Raw genomic sequence first — 18,820 nt, forward strand, 5'->3', positions numbered from 1 at the left:
ATCCGTGCCGTGCGCTTCGACCCAGGCGTCGCCATTGTCGGCCTTGGTGATCTTGTAAGGAACCATGTCCTTGTCTTTTTGCGTGGTCGGGTCCTGGAAGGTCCGGCCGATCAGGCGCTTGATCGCAAAAAGCGTGTTTTCAGGGTTGGTGACCGCCTGGCGCTTGGCCGGCTGACCAACGAGACGTTCGCCGTCGTCGCTGAATGCCACCATCGAGGGGGTCGTGCGCGCACCCTCGGCATTTTCGATGACCTTCGCGTCTTTTCCGTCCATGACGGCGACGCAGGAGTTGGTCGTTCCCAGGTCAATACCAATAACTTTAGCCATGTCGTTCTCTCCTTGCAGCGGACTGTCGGAACCCGGTCAGGCATTCGTGGGACAGCCCCTAACGGGATGGTCTTTGGATTTCTTCGCAGCTGAGACTGCGCCGATGCGGCGTATATAAGGACCGGCGTTTCGGACTGCAAGGCATTCTGCGGGGCGTTTGGGGGCAAATGCAAGCCCGGTATTCGTCCGGCCGGAAATAGGCGGTTTGCGGCCGGGAAAACAGCCCCGGTCGCGCGGGGGCCCCAGTGACCCCGTCCTGGCTCAGCCGCCGGTCAGAATATCGAAAAGTGTCGTGCGGCGGGTGGCGCCGGTTGTCTCGCCGACATCGGCCGGCGGCACGAGACCGCCGTTGTTCTGGCTGGCCGCTTCACCGCCCCATTGGCCGCCCCACTGGCCGCCCTGGTCGACCGGACGCTGCCCGATCGCGACGCCGCCATCGACGCCGACAGGCGCATCGGGGAAGGCCTCCGGGTCGCCCGACATCAGGTCGCCCGAGGGAGCCGCGGTGCCGTCGTCGAAGACCGGCTGCACGCCGGTCGTGCCGAACAGCGGTGACGGGGAGAGGCCCTCGTGCGCCGCCATCATGTAGTCGTGCCAGGCCTTTGCCGGCAGACCACCGCCGGTCACCTTCTTCATCGACTTGCCGTCGTCGTTGCCGAACCAGACGCCCGTGGTGAGATTCGAGGTGTAGCCGACAAAGAGCGCGTCGCGGAAGGACTGTGTCGTGCCGGTCTTGCCGGCCGCTTCCCAGCCCTTCATCTGCGCCTTCTTGCCTGTGCCCTTGGTCAGCACGCGCACCATCATCTGGTTCATTTCGCTGACGATCGCCGGGTCGAGGACGCGCGGCGGGTTGTCGTAGGTGTTTTCGTAAAGCACCGTGCCATCAGCCTTGGAGATCCGGCGGATGACGTGCGGGGTCGCCTTGAACCCGCCGTTCATGAACGGCGCATAGGCCGACGTCAGCTCGACCAGGCTCACCTCCGAGGTGCCAAGCGCGATCGAGGCGTTGGCCTGCATCTCTGAATCGATGCCAAGGCGATGGGCGACCTTGACGACGTTCGACGGACCGACCTCCATGACGAGCTGGGCCGCGATCGTGTTCAGCGAATTGGCGAGCGCATCGGCGATCGTCACCTCGCCACGATATTTCTGGTCGTAGTTCTCGGGCGTCCAGTTGCCGATCCGGACCGGGCCGTCGTTGCGGATCGACATCGGCGTGCGGCCGATTTCCATCGCCGCGGCATAGACGAAGGGCTTGAAGGCCGACCCCGGCTGGCGCTTGGCCTTGGAGGCGCGGTCGAACTGGCTTTCGGCATAGTCCTTGCCGCCGACGAGCGCCCGGATCGCGCCGGTGCCGTCGATCGAGACCAGGGCCGCCTGCGAGGCGTCGAGCTTCTTGCCGTCGGTGTCGAGCGTCGTGCTGATCACCTCCTCGGCCTTCTTTTCAAGGTTCAGGTCGATCGTCGTGTCGATGACGAGGTCTTCCTTGATCTCGCCGATCATGCCGGGAAGCTGGTCCATCACCATGTCGGCGACATAGTGCTCGGCGCCCGACCAGTAGCTCTTGGCCTTGGTCGGTGTCTGCGACATCGCAGTCTTGATCTCGCTGTCGGTGACATAGCCTTCCTCGCGCATGGCGCCGAGAACAACCTGGGCGCGCTCTTCGGCGGCCTTGGGATCGCGCGCCGGCGACAGCCGGGACGGGGCTTTCAGCAGCCCGGCGAGCAGTGCCGCTTCGCCGAGGTTTACGTCGCGCGCCGACTTGTTGAAGTAGCGCCGAGAGGCCGCTTCGACGCCATAGGCGTTGGAGCCGAAGAACACCCGGTTGAGATACATCGCTAGGATCTGGTCCTTGGAGTATTTCTGCTCGAGCCAGAAGGCGAGCAGCACTTCCTGCACCTTGCGCTCCAGCGTGCGTTCCGGCGAGAGAAACAGGTTCTTGGCAAGCTGCTGGGTCAGGGTCGAGCCGCCCTGGACCATGCGGCCTGTGGTGACGTTGGTCAGCATGGCGCGTGCAAGGCCGAGCGGATCGACGCCGAAATGCGAATAGAAGCGCCGGTCCTCGATCGCGATCACCGCCTGGGGAATGTAGGGCGACATGTTTTCGAGCGACAGCGCCTCGCCGCCGGTGGTGCCACGATTGGCGATGATATCGCCGCTGACGGCGAGGATCTTGACGTTCGGTGGACGCTCCGGGATCGACCAGCTTTCGGCACTCGGCATGCGCGCGCCGTAATAGAGCACCAGTCCGCCGACACCCATCGCGCCCCAGATGCCGAGCACGATGCACCAGTAAAACAGCGTGCGGACAAGGCCGACAAGGCCGCCACCGCCGCCGGAACTACGACGGCTGCCGCCACGCTTGCTTGTTGCCTTTTTCTTCTTCTTGCCGCCGCTTGAGGTTTTTCCGCGCGGCGCCGCTTTGCGGCTGGCGGTCACGCGGTCGCTGGCCTCGACGCGAAAATCGTCGTCGTCCTGCTCGTCCCCGCCGAACGAGGGCTCGATCCGCTGCCCTGACCTGCCGCTTGTTGCCATGCCGTTTGATACATCCTTCACCGCTGTGCGGTGGTCCATGGCGCGCAACCGTTGCGGCCAATCGATTTCGACGGCGGTCACGGCGTCCCACGCCCGTCCACCACGGCGACCGGGTGAACTTTAAATGCGGCAATTTAAGGGGGGGTTAAGAAGCTGAACGTGAAATACCCATGGTCTTCAACAGCTTGCCCGCACGCGTCGTGCCAACGGGCGCCCCGAAGACCGTCGTTGAACGTCCGCGGGACGATCCGGCCCTAGTGAACGGATGTCCGCAACGGCGTGTCTTCGATCGAAGCCGTCGGGCGGGCGGCGTCCGGTTCGGTATAGTCGTAGAGCCACTGGCTGTAGGGGAAGCGCAGCAGGATCTTCTTGCCCATCTGGTTCATGGCGATGTCCACGCAATCCTCGGCCGGATAGGTCTGCCGACCGCACATGGCAAACGGGCTGTCGACGAGACGATAGTCGTGACCCTGATAGATAAAGACCGTCATGGCTCTCAGCTTGTACGAGCCGGGCGGCAGGACGATGAGACGCAGGCTGGCAAACCAGGTGGTGAGGATCAGGACAACAATGATTGCAGTCGGAATCTGCAGCAACAATTTCATCTGAAATGCTTGCAATTATGGAGGGAAAATATCGTATAGGCGTATAAATAGTCGTATATCTTAAAAGATGAGAATTTGTAAAAAGCCATCAAAGGTTGTGGTTTACGTGTGGTTACTGAGGTGGGTGAGCCCGCCTTCACGATTTTGTGCGATGCAAAAAATGCACTTGAAATTGCTGCGATGCATAATTATTATATGACTTATCGAAGCGCTGCACCTCCTCCCGCGGCGCCCGATGCGGATCGGTGGCACTCCTCCTCCCAGCCATCGATCAAGTTCGAGAGCCCCGTGTACCTCCTCCCACACGGGGCTCTTTTCATGTCTCGAACCGGCCTGAGTTTCGATGTATGTGGGCGTTCGCCGTGCGCAATCGGCAGCGCGGCAGGTTCATGCAAGTATCGGCCCGCCATGACGTCCTCCATTTCTCCAGCCCTCAAGCCTTCCAGAGCAAACGGCTACATCTTCACGCTGCTGGCGATCCTTATCTTTTCGATCCAGGACGGCATTTCCAAGCATCTCGGCGCCATCTACCCGCCGGTCTTTGTCGCGATGATCCGCTACTGGGCCTTCGCGCTTTTTGCCGTGGCGCTTGCCGCGCGCACGAAGGAAGGGCTGAAGGTGACCGCCACGACAGGCAGGCCCTGGCTCCAGATCCTGCGCGGCGTCCTGCTGCCGGCGCAGATCGTGATGGTCATCACGTCGTTTACCTGGGTGGGGCTCGCCCATTCGCAGGCCATCCTTGCGGCGACGCCGCTGTTCGTCGCCCTTTTGTCCATGCCGCTTCTGGGCGAACGGGTCGGATGGCGGCGCTGGCTGGCGATCTCGGTCGGTCTTGGCGGGGTGCTGTTGATCCTGAAACCGGCCGAGGGAACGTTCGAGCAGGCCTTCCTGTTGCCGCTCGGCGCAGCCCTTCTGTTCGCGCTCTACGTCATCGTCACGCGGCTCGTCAGCCGAACGGATTCGGCGATGACCAGCTTCTTCTACACCGGCGTCGTCGGCGCCGGCGCGCTCAGCCTCGTCGGTCCCTTCTTCTGGACGCCGCTTGCGCCTGAGGACTGGGGATGGATGCTGCTTCTGTGCATCACCGGCTCGTCCAGCCACTACTTCCTCATCCGCGCCTATGAGGTCCTCGACGCCGTTGCGGTCCAGCCGCTCACCTACCTGCAGCTCGTGCTGGCCTCGATCATGGGCGTGACGCTCTTCAGCGAGACGCTGACGACCAACATGATCGCCGGCTCCGTGCTGGTGGTCGCTGCCGGCATCTTCACCGTCTGGCGCGAGCGGGTCGTCGCCCGCAGGCGAGCAGGCCTTCCGCCCGCCTGACCGCCCGACACTGTCATTTCGGCGAAACCTGCTATGGCTTCGCCCTATTGTTGTGCTCGGATGCGGCCACAGCGCCGCGCATCCTGTCAGACGCGCAAGCAAAGGTCGCTGCAGGACTTTGAAATTCTGCATGTTTCTGTCCCTTGATCGGGTGCGCTTGCGGGACACATGCAGTGGCGTGAAGGAGGATTGCATGAAGTTCAGAACCGCCGTCATCGCTCTTGGTGCCCTCGCTGGCGCGAGCGGCTCCGGTCAGGCACAGAACAGTGTCGCCTATGTCGACGACCGCTCGGATGGTGCAGCACTCGTGCGCTCGCTGTACAACGCGATCAACCGCAAGGAGTATGCCCGCGCCTACGGCTATTTCGGCGAAACGAAACCGACCGGCGGTTTCAAGGCTTTCACCCGCGGCTACGCCCGCACCGTTTCCGTCGAAGTGACGATCGGCAAGGTCCGCACCGACGCCGGCGCCGGCAGCATCTATGCCGCAATACCTGTGGCGGTGAAATCCGTCGAGAAGCCTTCGCGCGTCCGGTTTTTTTCGGGCTGCTACGTCGCGCGCATCATCAACCCGTCGGCGCAGGTGCCGCCGTTCACGCCCTACCAGATCGAAGCTGCCCGGCTCCGGGAGGTGCAGGGACCGATCGAAAAGGCGGTGCCTGCCGTTTGCAACGCGCCGTAAGCCGGCCCTTGCCGTCCTGTGGGCGCCGCCGCGCAGCTGCGCGACGGTGCTGCGACGACATCCCCTAGGGCAGATCGGTGCCGCCCGGACGATGTTTCTCCGCGACGAAACGCTGGCGCTCGAAGACGAGGATAACCACGAGCGCCAGGATGAAGGGAATGACCAGGTAGAGCAGCCGGAAAATCGCAAGCGCGGCAAGCACGGCCGCCGGATCCATCTCCGGCAGGGCGGCGATGAAGATCAGTTCGAGCACGCCGAGTCCTCCGGGCGCATGGGAAAGCAGAGCGGCGGAGAACGATGCAAGGAAGATCCCGAGAATGACGATGTAGCCCGGGTTTCCCGCCTCCGGCAGCGCGAAGTAGATGATCCCCGCAGCGCCGATCAGTTCCACAGGCGCGACCACCAATTGGCGAAAGACGATCTTCGGCTTCGGGTAGTGCAGCTGGAACCAGCGCGTGCGGAACGACGGCAGCCCGACGAGGCTGCCGATCACGTAGAGCCCGATGACGACGAGGATCAGCACGCCTGTCGTCAGCGACATCTCGACCGGCAGGAACTCGGCGAAACGCTCGATGATGTCGGGCCTGACGAGAAGCACGACGGCGGAAAGCACTAGCGTTCCAAGCGTGAAGGTGAAGGAGCAGAAGGCGACGAGCACGCCGACTTCGCCCGGCGACAGGCCCTTGGACCGATAGGCCCGGTAGCGCACCACGGCGCCGGAGAAGACCGACGCGCCGAGATTGTGCGACAGCGCATAGGTGGTGAACGAGCAGAGCGTGATGAACCACAGCGAGATGCGATGGCCGAGATGGTCGAGCGCCAGCCTGTCATAGGCCGCGAGTGCGGCATAGGCGACGAGCGTCGAGCCGATCGCCAGCAGCCAGCTCTGAAGCGAAATGGCGTGGAAACTTGCCAGGAACTCGTCGAGCGACAGACCGCGAAGCTCGTGATAGAGCGCGTTCACCGAAAAGAGGATCGCCAGCAGCCCGACGACGGGCCAGAAATACGTCTGAAGCCTCTTCATGCCCGCATCGCGATCGTATCGAGGGCAGGGATAGCGGAGGTCAAGGACGGTTTTCGCGCGGCCGCCGGAATGGGTCTTCGATCAGAAAAGTCCTGTCTGCTCAGCCGCTCGAAAATAGCTTTACGCCCGCAGCGCAAAGCTTCGGTCCTTACCCTTGCCAACGATCCGATGTCCTTTTGTGATTTGTTTCACAAAAAGGAAGCACCTGAGGCCCCGCAGGTCAAGGATTGAAGGTCCGCCGGAAACGGAGAAACGGTCCGGAAACGGTGAAGGGGAAACGGTAAAGCGCAGATATCGGGCCGATCCGGCGTCTGCCGGTTGTCCGTGCGGCGCAAGGCGGCCCGTCCCCGGATGTGGTGAAGGCTCGCGGCGGCAACGCCGCCGCGAGCCCGATCGTCCTTAGGCTGCCAACGCGTCGAGGATGCGGATCCAGGAGCGGATGCCCTTGTGATAGGACTGCAGCTCGTATTTTTCGTTCGGCGAGTGGATGCGGTCGTCGGAAAGGCCGAAGCCGACGAGCAGCGATTCCATGCCGAGCATCTTCTGGAAGTCGCCGACGATCGGGATCGAGCCGCCCATGCCGATGATGACGGCCGGCTTCGGCCACTCGTCGGAAAGCGCAACCTTCGCCGTGTTGAGCAGCGGCGATTCGTAGGGCAGGTGGATCGCCGGCGAGCCGCCATGCGCGTGGAACTCGACCGAGCAATCCGCCGGCACCTTGGAGCGGACATAGGCGCGGAACGCTTCTCGGATCTTTTCCGGGTTCTGGTTGCCGACGAGGCGGAAGGAAACCTTGGCCGAGGCTTCGGCGGCAATCACCGTCTTGAAACCTTCGCCGGTGTAGCCGCCGGTGATGCCGTTGACTTCCGCCGTCGGGCGCGCCCAGGTCAGCTCCAGCACAGAGCGGTTCTTTTCGCCGGACGGGATCGAAAGCCCGATCTCGCCGAGGAATTTCTCCGCCGTCTGACCGAGCGTTTCCCAGGCGGCCTTGATCTGCGCCGGGGTTTCTTCGACGCCTTCGTAGAAGCCGGGAAGCGTCACGCGGCTGTTTTCATCGTGCAGCCCGGCGAGGATGGTGGTGAGGATGCGGATCGGGTTGGCGGCAGCACCGCCGAAGTAGCCCGAATGCAGGTCGCGGTCGGCCGCCCTGACGATCACCTCTTCGCCGACGAGGCCGCGCAGGCCGGCGGAAATGGCGGGCGTATCGCGGTCCCACATGCTGGTGTCGCAGACCAGCGCATAGTCGGCCTTGAGTTCGGCGGCATTGGCCTCGAGGAAGGGTTTCAGCGACGGAGAGCCGGATTCCTCCTCACCCTCGAACAGAATGGTGACGCGGCAGGGCAGAGCGCCGTTAACGTCCTTGTAGGCGCGCACCGCCTCGACGAAGGTCAGGAGCTGGCCCTTGTCGTCGGCCGTGCCGCGACCGGTGATGACCTTGCGGCCGGGCTCGATTTCCTTGATTCCGGGCTCGAACGGGTCGGTATCCCAGAGGTTCAGCGGATCGACCGGCTGGACGTCGTAGTGGCCGTAGAAGAGCACGTGCGGCGCATCGGCTTTCGCGCCGTCATGATGGGCGACGACCATCGGGTGGCCGGGCGTGTCGCGCACGGACGCGGTGAAGCCGAGGCTGTTGAGTTCCGCCACCAGCCATTCGGCCGCCTTGCGGCATTCCGCCTTGAAGGCCGGGTCGGTCGAGATCGACTTGATCCGAACGAGATCGAACAGCCGGTCGAGGCTCTTTGGCAGATTGGCGTCTGCGCGTTCGAGAACGGGGGTGATGTCTGCCATCTTGCATATCCTTGCTTCAGGTTTTGCCGGAACCTACTGCATCGGGCGGCAAACCGAAATCGCATTGAGCACGAAATCGTGCGGGTCATCCCATCGCGGTGGCGACCGGAGCGCTCCTCGATCTCTCAAGGCTGCCGCGGCGGCTTGCAGTGTGATCACCTGTTGCGGTGTAGCCCGTCGAACAGCCGGTTTTAAGCCAAATATTTTGATGGAACGATCAGCCCCTGGGCCTCAGGCCCGGCCGTCTCCGCGCGCGACGCTGGCAAGCGCCACCCGCATGTATTCGAGCATGAGTTCCCGCTCGAAATTCCTTAAGCCGGACAGCAGCGACTGGTCGGCCGCAAGTGCCGCTTCCTTGGCGGCCACCTCCATCTGCTTGGCCTTGTCAGTCAGGAATATCTGCTGCGAGCGCTTGTCCTGCGGGTGCTTGCGGCGGACGATCAACCCGTCGCGCTCCATGCGCGATAGCGTGTTGGCCATCGTCGCCTGTTCGATGTCGAGCCGGTCGAGCAGTTGCTTCTGCGTCAGCCCTTCTTCCGCCCAAAGCTCGAGCAGAACGGGAAATTGCCCCGGCGCAAATCCGAGCTTCTGGCCGCGCTCGTGGAGCGCGCGCGAAAAACTCTTCGCCAGCAGGCTGGCCAGGTAGGTCGCAGAGTCCATACGATTGAAGGCCATGCCTATCGGTACGCTCGAAGCGCCGTGAAGACAAGTTACAATGCAGGCGATGCACCTGCAGACGGTCGGGATTCACCGGGTTGTGAGCGAACTTGATCCGCCTTTTCAGCAGCAAGGCCGTGACGCCTGTACCAAAGCAAAAAACCGTCACGGTGCGGAGGCGGCGCCGTGACGGTTTCTTGAAAACGGGACAAAGGCCCGGAGAGGGGGATTAGGCCTTTGTCCTCATCTGGTGCGGGCGGGGGACAGGCCAATCACCAGAAGACGGCATCACTCGGTGCCGTTGACTAGGATTTGAGGATTCAAATGTGGCTTTTCAAGGATAGCTGGGGCGAATCGGACATTACAAATACGTAACGTTTCCGTGAGAGTCGGCAGCCGCCTTGAAGCCCGTGGAAGCTTGGTTTCCGCAGCGGAAACAGGAGGTCAAAATGGTACGCCGCGACGAGCGTGGCAAGGGGAGCGGGCGCTCCGATCGGCAAGTGGAGATTGCCATCGGACGGCAAAAGCGCAATGGACCTTTGGCTTGCCCCGCGCTATCCATTTGCCCATGAAAAACGGTGATCATCTCTTCCTCGTCGACGGCTCTGGATTCATCTTCAGGGCGTTCCATGCCATCCCGCCGCTCAACCGCAAGTCTGATGGCCTTCCGGTCAATGCGGTCTCGGGTTTCTGCAACATGTTGTGGAAGCTGCTCACCGATGCGCGCGACACGTCGGTCGGCGTCACGCCGACCCATTTTGCCGTCATCTTCGACTATTCGTCGAAGACCTTCCGCAATGCGCTTTACGACCAGTACAAGGCCAACCGGACCGCGCCGCCGGAAGATCTCATTCCCCAGTTCGGCCTGATCCGTCATGCGACGCGCGCCTTCAACCTGCCTTGCATCGAGAAGGAAGGTTACGAGGCGGACGATCTGATCGCCACCTACGCGCGGCTTGCCGAAAAGGCGGGTGCCGGCGTCACCATCGTCTCATCCGACAAGGACCTGATGCAGCTCGTGACGACGAACGTGTCGATGTACGACAGCATGAAGGACAAGCAGATCTCGATCCCCGAAGTGATCGAGAAATGGGGCGTGCCGCCGGAAAAGATGATCGACCTGCAGGCAATGACCGGCGATTCCACCGACAACGTCCCGGGTATTCCCGGCATCGGTCCGAAGACGGCGGCGCAACTGCTCGAAGAGTACGGCGACCTCGAGACGCTGCTTGCCCGCGCCGGCGAGATCAAGCAGGCCAAGCGCCGCGAGAACATCATCGCCAATGCCGATCTCGCACGCCTGTCGCGCCAGCTCGTGGAGCTCAAGACCGACACGCCGCTCGACGTTTCCCTGGAAGACCTCCACCTGGAGCCGCAGAACGGACCGAAGCTGATCGCCTTCCTGAAGGCGATGGAATTCACGACGCTCACCCGCCGCGTCGCGGCGGCAACCGGGACCGACGCGGACGCAGTCGAGGCTGCCAGCGTGCCGGTGGAATGGGGTGCCGAAGCGCGGGGCCCCGACCTCGACAAGGGGGAGGCGGCGCCGACGCCGAGCGACGCTGCGACCGCCAAGCAGGCAGCCAGTGGCACGGCAGCCGGAGCGGCCGTCGTTCTGTCACGCGCCGTCGAACCGGATGCGGCAGATGCCACGCCGCAGGCGCTGGCCGCCGCTCGGGCCGAAGCCTTCGCCAACGCGCCGTTTGACCACAGCGCCTATGTGACGATCCGCGATATCGCCACGCTCGATCAGTGGATTTCCGCCGCGCAGGAAGCAGGCGTCGTCGGCTTCGATACGGAAACGACCTCGCTCGATGCCATGCAGGCGGATCTCGTCGGCTTCTCGCTGGCGATCGCCGACCACAAGGCCGACCCGACGGGCGCCTCGATCCGCGCTGCCTATGTGCCGCTGATCCACAAGACCGGCGTCGGCGACTTGCTCGGCGGCGGGCATGCCGAAAACCAGATCCCTGTTGCCGAAGCGTTGAGCCGGCTGAAGCGCCTGCTCGAAGACCCTTCGGTGCTGAAGGTCGCGCAGAACCTGAAATACGATTATCTCGTGATGAAGCGGCATGGCGTTGCGATCGAGAGCTTCGACGATACGATGCTGATGTCCTACGTGGTCGACGCCGGCAACAACTCGCACGGCATGGACACGCTGTCCGAGCGCTGGCTCAACCACAAGCCGATCCCCTACAAGGACATCACCGGCAGCGGCAAGTCGTCTGTGACCTTCGACTATGTCGATATCGACAGGGCGACGGCCTACGCGGCCGAGGATGCGGATGTCACGCTGAGGCTCTGGCACGTGTTGAAGGCGCGGCTTGTCGCCAAGGGACTGACGCGCGTCTACGAGCGGCTGGAGCGACCGCTGGTAGACGTGCTCGCGCGCATGGAGGACCGTGGCATCACCGTCGACCGCCAGATCCTGTCGCGGCTGTCAGGCGAGCTTGCACAGGGTGCTGCGGGGCTCGAGGACGAGATCTACAAGCTCGCCGGCGAAACCTTCACCATCGGCTCGCCCAAGCAGCTCGGCGACATCCTCTTCGGCAAGATGGGCTTTGCCGGTGGTTCCAAGACCAAGACGGGGCAATGGTCGACCTCGGCGCAGGTGCTCGAGGATCTCGCCGCCGAGGGCCATGAACTGCCGCGCAAGATCGTCGACTGGCGCCAGCTGACCAAGCTGAAGTCCACCTACACGGACGCGTTGCCGGGCTTCGTCCATCCCGAGACGAAGCGCGTCCACACCTCCTATGCGCTCGCCGCCACGACGACCGGCCGCCTGTCCTCGTCGGATCCGAACCTGCAGAACATTCCTGTGCGCACCGCCGAAGGCCGCAAGATCCGCACGGCCTTCATCGCCACACCCGGCCACAAGCTGCTCTCGGCCGACTACAGCCAGATCGAGCTGCGCGTGCTTGCCCACGTCGCTGACATCCCCCAGCTTCGCCAGGCCTTTGCCGATGGCGTCGACATTCACGCGATGACGGCATCGGAGATGTTCGGCGTACCGGTCGAGGGCATGCCCGGTGAAATCCGTCGCCGCGCCAAGGCGATCAACTTCGGCATCATCTACGGCATTTCCGCCTTCGGCCTTGCCAACCAGCTGTCGATCGAACGCTCCGAAGCCAGCGACTACATCAAGCGCTACTTCGAGCGTTTCCCGGGCATTCGCGACTACATGGAAGGCACCAAGGTGTTTGCCCGCGAACACGGCTATGTCGAGACCATCTTCGGCCGTCGCGCGCATTATCCCGACATCCGCTCGTCCATCCCCTCGCACCGCGCCTTCAACGAGCGCGCGGCCATCAACGCGCCGATCCAGGGCTCTGCCGCCGACATCATTCGCCGCGCCATGGTGAAGATGGAGCCGGCGCTGACTGAAGCGAAGCTTTCGGCCCGCATGCTCCTGCAGGTGCACGACGAACTGATCTTCGAGGTCGAGGATGCCGAGGTCGAAAAGACCATTCCAGTCGTCGTCTCGGTGATGGAGAATGCCGCCATGCCGGCGCTCGACATGAAGGTGCCGCTGAAGGTCGATGCCCGCGCCGCGAGCAACTGGGACGAGGCGCACTGACGCGATCGGGGTTCGCTGAGGGAATTGTCTCAAGCAACCCGGCGACCGGAATGCGATGAAACACTCAACGCCCGAGGTGACCCTAGGTCCCCCGGGCGTCTTGCCATCAGGATGATAGAAAGCGCCGGCTGCAAACGCGCTGACGATTGCGAGCGCCGCCATCTCCCCATAGGCAGCGACTGGAAAGAGCTGATCCCTGTCCAAACTGGCTGTACGCGGAGGAGACCATGGCGCCAAAGACCTTCATTCTTGTTCTGTCCTGCGACGACAAACCCGGCATCGTCGCGGCGGTCACCACCGAGATTGCCGCACTTGGCGCCAATATCGCCGAGAGCAACCAGTTCCGGGATACCAAGACCAACAGCTTCTTCATGCGCATCGCCTTCGAGGTTCCGGCAGGCATAGAGGCTGGCGACGTGGAGCGCGCCCTCAGCCCGGCCGTCGAACGCTTCCAGATGCGGACGGTTCTCGCTGATGCGACGGTGAAGCCGAAAATCCTCGTGCTCGTCTCCCGGTTCGACCACGCGCTTCTGCACCTCCTCTACCAGATCCGTGTTGGCTGGTTGAACGCCGAGGTGGTCGCCATCGTTTCCAATCACGAGGACAGCCGGAAAACCGCCGAAGCGGAGGGACTTGCCTATCACTGCTGGCCGGTGTCGAAGGACAACAAGACCGAGCAGGAGGAGAGGCTGTTGCGCCTTGTCCAGGAGAGCGGAGCCGACTTGGTTATCCTTGCCCGCTACATGCAGGTGTTCTCGGACACGCTCTCCAGGCGCCTCTACGGCAAGGCGATCAACATCCACCACTCGTTCCTGCCGAGCTTCAAGGGCGCCAAGCCCTATCATCAGGCGCATGAGCGCGGCGTGAAGCTGATCGGCGCGACCGCCCACTACGTCACGCCCGATCTCGACGAGGGCCCGATCATCGAGCAGGAAACCGAACGCGTCAGCCACGCCCTGACGGCCGAGGATTTCGTCGCCACAGGGCGCGATATCGAAAGCCGCGTGCTTGCGCGCGCCGTCAAGCTGCACCTTGAGCGGCGCGTGCTCATCAACGGTCACAAGACGGTGGTGTTCAGCTAGCGCAAATCCAGGAAAGGTGGGTAGCGGCTTTCCGTCCGGAATTGCCTGACGAAAGGATCGCGGATCGCGGATCGCGGATCGTGGAAGGGGCCAGCGCGTCGAAAGAGGCCGGATGCCCTAACGGCGCGCGACCGTTGCGGCCGGCGATAACGTTGGTGCGCGTGCGCTGGCGAAGAACCGGCGCAAACCTTCGCGTCCCTCGGCCGTCAGGTCGAAGCGGCGGCCAAAGAGCAGCCATTCGGTGCAAAGGCCCAGCATGATCCAGTGCAGTGCGCGCGTTGCCGAGGCCGGCGTCCAGCTCTCGTGCATCTGACCCTTGGCAAGTGCGCGCGAGAAGGCAAGTTCGAGCAGCACGTTGTGGCGCTCGTCGAGTTCCTTCTGGCGGGTCAGGACCTCGCTCATGTCGCCGTCATAGTTGGTGCGAAGCATGATGGTCAGGATGCGCTGGCGTTGCTCGTCGGCAGCCAGGATGTCCAGCCAGTCGCCCATGGCGTTTTCGAGAATGGATAGGGTGTCGGCTGCTTCCGCTTCGATTTCGCGGGCGACCATGTCTTCCTGCGGCAGGGGCACGGCGTCATGCAGTGCGAGAAACAGGTCGGTCTTGTTGGCAAAGTGCCAGTAGATGGCGCCGCGCGTGACGCCCGCGACCTTGGCGATCTCCTCGAGCGTCGTGTTGGAGACGCCCTTCTCATAGAAGACCCGCTCGGCGGCTGAGAGAATCTTCTGCCGGGTGGCTTCGGCATCGGCCTTGGTTCGGCGCATTCATTCCTCCTCATGCAACGGCCCGCCTGCGTGAGGCGGGCCGTCCAGTGTCATGTTACTCGGCCGGTGTCGGGTTTTCTGCCGCTGCCGGTGTGTTTTCGACCTTCTTGCGGCCGAACATCTTCGTGACGAACACGAAGAAGACCGGGACGAAGAAGATGGCGAGAACCGTCGCCGAGATCATTCCGCCCATGACGCCGGTACCGATGGCGCGCTGGCTGCCCGAGCTTGCGCCGGTGGCGATTGCTAGAGGCAGAACGCCGAGCGTGAAGGCAAGCGACGTCATCAGGATCGGCCGGAAGCGCAGATGCGCGGCTTCGAGCGTCGCCTCGATCAGCGATTTGCCCTGCTCACGCAGTTCCTTGGCAAATTCGATGATCAGGATCGCGTTCTTGGCCGAAAGACCGATGATCGCGATCAGGCCGACCTTGAAGTACACGTCGTTCGGCATGTCGCGCATCATTACGGCCAGAACCGAGCCGATGACGCCCAGCGGAACCACCATGATCACCGCCACGGGGATCGACCAGCTCTCGTAAAGTGCTGCAAGGCACAGGAAGACGAGCAGGCACGACAGGGCGATCAGGAGCGGCGCCTGGGTGCCGGACTGGATTTCCTGCAGCGACTGGCCGGTCCACTCGTAACCGAAGCCCGCAGGCAGCTGTCCGGCGAGACGCTGCATTTCGGCAATCGCGTCACCCGAGGAATAGCCGTGGGCGGCTTCACCGCTGATACGGACCGACGGGTAGCCGTTGTAGCCGATCGTCTGGGTCGAGGCCTTGACCCATTCCACCGTCGCGAAGGCCGACAACGGCACCATGCCGCCATTGGCGTTGCGCACGTTGAGGTTCAGAAGGTCCGCCGTCTGCATGCGCTGACCTTCGTCCGCCTGCACCGTCACGCGCTGCATGCGGCCGGCATTCGGGAAGTCGTTGACGTAGGACGAACCGAGGTTGGTCGAGATCGTCGAGTTGATGTCGGCGAAGGTCACACCAAAGGTATTGGCCTTCTCGCGGTCGATGGTCACGCTGACCTGGGCCGCATCCGGCATGCCTTCGAAACGAACGCCGGTGACGATCTTGCTCTCCGCCGCAAGGCCGAGAAGCTGGTCGCGCGCCTGCGAAAGTGCTGCTTCGCCGAGACCGCCGCGGTCCTGCAGACGGAACGAGAAGCCGCCCGTGGTGCCAAGACCCTGGATCGCCGGCGGCGAGAGCGCGAAGCTGATCGCATCCTTGATCTGGCTCATGGCAATCGTCGCACGCATGGCGATCGACTGGGCTGCGTTGTCGGCGTCGCGTTCCTTCCAGTCCTTCAGCGTCACGAAGGCGAGCGCTGCGTTCTGGCCGGTGCCGAAGAAGGAGAAGCCGTTGATCGCGATGATGCGTTCGACAGCCGGCTCCTGGCCGAAGATCTTCTCCGTCTGCTCCACCACTTCGGTCGTGCGGTTGCCCGTTGCTTCCGAGGGCAGCTGCATCATGACGATCACGAAGCCCTGGTCTTCGTCCGGAAGGAACGACGACGGCAGCTTCATGAACAGCCAGCCAAGGCCCGCGAGCACAGCGACATAGACGATCATGTAGCGGCCGGTCCGGTGGACCATGCCCTTCACGAGGCCGCTATAGCCGCGCGAGGTCTTGTCGAACGAGCGGTTGAACCAGCCGAAGAAACCGCGCTTGGCGTGGTGATGACCCTTGGGAACCTGCTTCAGGAAGCTGGCGCAGAGCGCCGGCGTCAGCGACAGCGCAAGCAGCGCCGAGAACAGGATCGACACGACCATCGTCAGCGAGAACTGGCGGTAGATCACGCCGACGGCGCCCGGGAAGAAGGCCATCGGAATGAACACCGAGGCGAGCACCAGCGTGATGCCGATGACGGCGCCGGTGATCTGCTTCATCGCCTTTCGCGTGGCTTCCTTCGGGGTCAGCCCTTCCTCGGACATGATGCGCTCGACGTTTTCGACGACGATGATCGCATCGTCGACGAGAATACCGATCGCCAGCACCATGCCGAACATGGTGAGCACGTTGATCGAGAAGCCCATCGCCAGCATGACCGCGCAGGTGCCGAGAAGGGCGACCGGAACGACCAGCGTCGGGATGATGGTGTAGCGGATGTTCTGCAGGAACAGGAACATCACGATGAAGACGAGCGCGACGGCCTCGACCAGCGTCGAAAGCACCTTCTCGATGGAGACGGCGACGAACGGCGAGGTGTCGTAGGGAACCGAATATTCGAGACCTTCAGGGAAGAACTTGGCCAGTTCGTCCATGCGTTCCTTGATCGCAGCCGACGTCGACATGGCGTTGCCGCTCGGCGACAGCTGGATGGCGATCGCCGCCGACGGCTTGCCGTTGAGGCGGGTCGAGAACGCATAGCTTTCGCCACCGATTTCGACGCGGGCAACGTCACGCAGGCGAACGGACGAGCCGTCCGGATTGGCGCGAAGCACGATCGCTCCGAATTCCTGGGCGCTCGACAGCTGGCCCTTGACGACGACGGGCGCGCTGATCTGCTGGGTGATCGGGTTCGGCTGCGCGCCGATCGAGCCGGATGCGATCTGGGCGTTCTGGGCCTGGATGGCATTTGTCACGTCGGCGGCCGTCAGGTTGAGGCCGAGCATCTTGTCCGGATCGAGCCAGACGCGCATCGAGCGTTCGGTCGCAAACAGCTGCGCACGGCCGACGCCGGGCACGCGCTGAACTTCGTTGAGCACGTTGCGGCTCAGGTAGTCGCCAAGCCCGATCGCGTCCATGGAGCCGTCGGTCGAGGTGAGCGCGACGATCATCAGGAAGCCGGAGCCGGCTTCATCGACCTGCACGCCCTGGCGCTTGACCGAATCGGGCAGGCGCGGCTCGACGCGGCGCACGCGGTTCTGGATGTCGACGGCCGCCTGGCCCGGATCGGTTCCGGGCGCAAAGGTGGCGCTGATGTCGACCGAGCCGGACGCGCTGGAGGTCGATTCGAAATAGAGCAGGCCTTCGACGCCGTTGAGCTCGTTTTCGATCAGACGGGTAACGCTCTGATAGGTGTCCTGCGACGAGGCGCCGGGATAGCTGGTGTTGATGGAGATCTGCGGCGGCGCGACATCAGGATATTGCGAGACCGGCAACAGCGGAATCGCAATGATGCCGGCGATCATGATGAAGATCGCCACCACCCAGGCAAAGATTGGCCTGTCGATGAAAAAACTGGGCATTAATCAGCACTCACTTTGTGGCTTCAGCCGGCTTTTCTTCGGCCGCTGCGGTCGTCTGCGCTGTTTCGGCCGCGGGCTTGGCGTTCGGGTCCCAGTCGGTGGGCTCGACCGGCGCGCCGGGGCCGATCTTCTGGAAGCCTTCGACGATGACCTTCTCGTCGGCCTTGAGGCCGGAGGTCACCTGCCAACGCGTGCCGACCGTGCGGCCGAGCGTGACGTTGCGGAACTCGACTTTCTTGTCGGCGGTCACGACGTAGACCTGCGACTGGCCGGCATTGTTGCGCTGGACCGCCTGCTGCGGGACGGTGATCGCGTCCTTCTCGACGCCCTGCTGGACCTGCACGCGCACATACATGCCCGGAAGCAGGTCGTTGTCAGGGTTCGGGAACTCGCCGCGCAGCGTCACCTGGCCGGTCGTCGCATCGACGGCGGCTTCGGAGAACAGGAGTTTGCCCTTGTGCTCGTAGACGGTGCCGTCGTCGAGCACGAGCTGGACTTCGGCCTCCTCATTGCCACTCATCATCTTGCCTTCCTCGAGCGCCTTGCGCAGGCGGATGAGGTCGGTCGCCGACTGGGTGAAGTCGGCATAGAGCGGGTCGAGCTGCTGGATGGTCGCGAGATTTTCCGAGCTGTTGGCGCTGACCAGCGCCCCTTCGGTGATCAGCGCGCGGCCGATGCGGCCGCTGATCGGCGCCGTCACGTCGGCATATTGCAGGTCGAGCTGGGCGGCTGCGAGACCGGCGCGGGCGATGGCGACATCGGCGTCGGCAGCGGCGAGCAGGGCCGACGCATCGTCGAACTGCTGGGCGGCGACGACGTTCGCCTTCCTTAGCTGCTCCTGGCGATCGGCCTTCTGCTGGGCCTGCTGGCGAACCGACTGGGCGCGGCGCAGCGTCGCCTCGGCCTTTTCGACCTGGACGCGGAACGGAGCGGGGTCGATGCGGTAGAGCACGTCGCCCTCATTGACCTTGGAGCCCTGCTGGAAGACGCGCTCGACGACGATGCCGGAGACGCGCGGGCGCACTTCGGCGACGCGCGTCGCCGTGATGCGGCCGGGAAGCTCGTTGGTGATCGGCAGCGTCTCGGTCTTGGTCGTGAAGACGGCGACTGCGGACGGGGGAAATGCGGCGGCAGCCGGCTGCTCGTCCTCTTTCTGGCAACCGGAAAGAAGAATCGCGGTTGCCAAGGCGGCGGCCAGTGTCGGTCGGTTCATACGCATAGCGATGTCCATATTCGGTGGCCGCAGGCAGCCGGTGCGTCTT

Annotated in this window: 13 protein-coding genes; 4 read left to right on the forward strand and 9 right to left on the reverse strand. The window is 63.4% G+C overall.

What is annotated here, in order from left to right; genetic code table 11:
- The 3 genes from VGO12_RS02555 to VGO12_RS02565 form a co-directional block, all read right to left on the reverse strand.
- Positions 1–327, reverse strand: a 327-nt coding sequence (locus VGO12_RS02555) for an Hsp70 family protein (protein WP_327511176.1), incomplete at its 3' end; no start/stop codon positions are given.
- 261 nt (positions 328–588) lie between these two features.
- A complete protein-coding gene (locus tag VGO12_RS02560) occupies positions 589–2,862 on the reverse strand; it encodes a transglycosylase domain-containing protein (protein WP_414650663.1) in 2,274 nt (757 codons plus the stop codon).
- Between the two features lie 254 nt (positions 2,863–3,116).
- Complete coding sequence (locus tag VGO12_RS02565; protein WP_327511177.1) at positions 3,117–3,467, reverse strand: hypothetical protein; 351 nt, start codon at positions 3,465–3,467, stop codon at positions 3,117–3,119.
- 408 nt (positions 3,468–3,875) lie between these two features.
- On the opposite strand from VGO12_RS02565, the gene VGO12_RS02570 reads away from it, so the two are divergent.
- The gene (locus VGO12_RS02570) at positions 3,876–4,790 is read left to right on the forward strand and encodes a DMT family transporter (protein WP_327511178.1); all 915 of its coding nucleotides are present in this window, start codon (positions 3,876–3,878) and stop codon (positions 4,788–4,790) included.
- Between the two features lie 193 nt (positions 4,791–4,983).
- Entirely contained in the window at positions 4,984–5,472 is a 489-nt protein-coding gene (locus VGO12_RS02575) for a hypothetical protein (protein ID WP_327511179.1), read from the forward strand.
- Between the two features lie 64 nt (positions 5,473–5,536).
- Here the strand turns inward: VGO12_RS02575 and VGO12_RS02580 are convergent, their stop codons facing one another.
- From VGO12_RS02580 to VGO12_RS02590, 3 genes are all read right to left on the reverse strand, one after another.
- A complete protein-coding gene (locus VGO12_RS02580) occupies positions 5,537–6,496 on the reverse strand; it encodes a YbhN family protein (RefSeq protein ID WP_327511180.1) in 960 nt (319 codons plus the stop codon).
- 399 nt (positions 6,497–6,895) lie between these two features.
- On the reverse strand, positions 6,896–8,284 hold the full coding sequence (locus VGO12_RS02585) for a M20/M25/M40 family metallo-hydrolase (RefSeq protein WP_327511181.1): 1,389 nt from the start codon (positions 8,282–8,284) through the stop codon (positions 6,896–6,898).
- Positions 8,285–8,515: 231 nt separating this feature from the next.
- Positions 8,516–8,959, reverse strand: a complete 444-nt coding sequence (locus VGO12_RS02590; RefSeq protein WP_327511182.1) for a MarR family winged helix-turn-helix transcriptional regulator — start codon at positions 8,957–8,959, stop codon at positions 8,516–8,518.
- Between the two features lie 550 nt (positions 8,960–9,509).
- Between VGO12_RS02590 and polA the strand changes: the two genes are divergently transcribed.
- Positions 9,510–12,518: a DNA polymerase I gene (polA, locus tag VGO12_RS02595; RefSeq protein WP_327511183.1), complete on the forward strand. Its 3,009-nt coding sequence runs from the start codon at positions 9,510–9,512 to the stop codon at positions 12,516–12,518.
- 227 nt (positions 12,519–12,745) lie between these two features.
- The gene (gene purU, locus VGO12_RS02600) at positions 12,746–13,600 is read left to right on the forward strand and encodes a formyltetrahydrofolate deformylase (RefSeq protein ID WP_327511184.1); all 855 of its coding nucleotides are present in this window, start codon (positions 12,746–12,748) and stop codon (positions 13,598–13,600) included.
- Between the two features lie 117 nt (positions 13,601–13,717).
- Here purU and VGO12_RS02605 read toward each other — a convergent pair whose 3' ends face one another.
- The 3 genes from VGO12_RS02605 to VGO12_RS02615 are packed head-to-tail and all read right to left on the reverse strand — an operon-like array spanning position 13,718 to position 18,789.
- Positions 13,718–14,362 (reverse strand): TetR family transcriptional regulator, encoded by a 645-nt coding sequence (locus VGO12_RS02605; protein WP_327511185.1) that lies wholly within the window; start codon positions 14,360–14,362, stop codon positions 13,718–13,720.
- Between the two features lie 55 nt (positions 14,363–14,417).
- A complete protein-coding gene (locus VGO12_RS02610; protein WP_327511186.1) occupies positions 14,418–17,558 on the reverse strand; it encodes an efflux RND transporter permease subunit in 3,141 nt (1,046 codons plus the stop codon).
- 10 nt (positions 17,559–17,568) lie between these two features.
- Entirely contained in the window at positions 17,569–18,789 is a 1,221-nt protein-coding gene (locus VGO12_RS02615) for an efflux RND transporter periplasmic adaptor subunit (protein ID WP_327511188.1), read from the reverse strand.
- Positions 18,790–18,820 lie beyond the last annotated feature (31 nt).

It is taken from the genome of Ensifer sp., assembly GCF_035999135.1.
Lineage (GTDB): Bacteria > Pseudomonadota > Alphaproteobacteria > Rhizobiales > Rhizobiaceae > Ensifer.